Source organism: Vibrio sp. 1731 (assembly GCF_033339955.1).
GTDB classification, from domain to species: Bacteria; Pseudomonadota; Gammaproteobacteria; order Enterobacterales; family Vibrionaceae; genus Vibrio; species Vibrio alginolyticus.
Genome location: NZ_JAWOVO010000175.1, coordinates 1 through 1,037, shown reverse-complemented (window position 1 = coordinate 1,037; position 1,037 = coordinate 1). Strand labels below are relative to the sequence as shown.

At 44.8% G+C, this 1,037-nt stretch carries 1 protein-coding gene; it reads right to left on the bottom strand.

The window, feature by feature from the left end:
- Positions 1-1,031, bottom strand: a 1,031-nt coding sequence (locus R7035_RS26030; protein WP_411913244.1) for an outer membrane beta-barrel protein, incomplete at its 3' end; no start/stop codon positions are given.
- Positions 1,032-1,037: the final 6 nt, after the last annotated feature.

The following is a 1,037-nucleotide window of genomic DNA, read 5'->3' as shown; positions in this document are numbered from 1 at the left end:
CCACCTAAACGAGTGGCTAAATAGCTGTTCCAATCGTGTTTGATATCTAGGCGATAACGAGTCTGTAAGTTGTAGTCACCATCTTGGTCAGGGTTGACGGCTGCTTGGGTAGTTTTGACCGTCACCAACGTTTGCTCTTGTGGTAGCCATTCAAATCCGATATCCCAGCTAAAGCCTTTGAAGGTTTCTCGTTGTTCACTATCAAAGTCTTTAACTTGATAGCCAAGCCTTGCGATACCTTGGGTTTTCCCCGATATTTCCCACTCAGCACCGGTGTAGTAAAAACCGGTGTCGCTGTCTTTTGATGCAGCGCGAGGGTTTTTATTAAGGTACTCGGTGAAGACTTGTTTTGTCCCAACTAACCAATAGGTTTTAGGAGTCGCTCTAAGGTAAAACTCAACGTGGGCGTTTGGGGCGCGGAAGTCGTTGTACTTAGTTTTTGCGTTGGGCTTGCCAGGTAAACCGTTACGATAATTTTGGTAAGTTTTATCGCTGTAGCCTAAGCCAAATTCGAATCGTCCTTTCGCACCAGCAGAGCCAAACACGTAGTTGGTTTTCAAATCATTACGGTAAAACTCGATAGGTGAATCGAGAAGGTTACCTTGTCCTTCAGTGATGTCTTCACCGCGGATTTCATGCAATGCCTGAAAACGATAATCCACGACTAAACGATGACGATGATTGAATTCAAAAAAATTGGTGAGCTGAAAGGTATGGTCATCGTAATCATTCTTCTCGTCTGAAGAAAAGCCCGCTTTTAGCTTGTACTGAATGTCTGCGCGATATTGATGGCGTTCGATACGTGCCAACAAGCTAGGCTCTAGTCCCCAAATGTTTACGGATTCAATATCTTGAGATTTTTCCGCTTTGTTTATGTTGTCGTCGCCTTCGTAGAACGCTTTGACCAAGGGGATAAACTCAATGCCAGATTCAGTTTGATACGCCATTGGCTCTGCTAATGTAGCTGTTGAACAAAGGGCAAGCGCAAGTGCTGGAGTTGTTGTTTTCATCATCGCCGCCTTAGTACGCATTGGAGC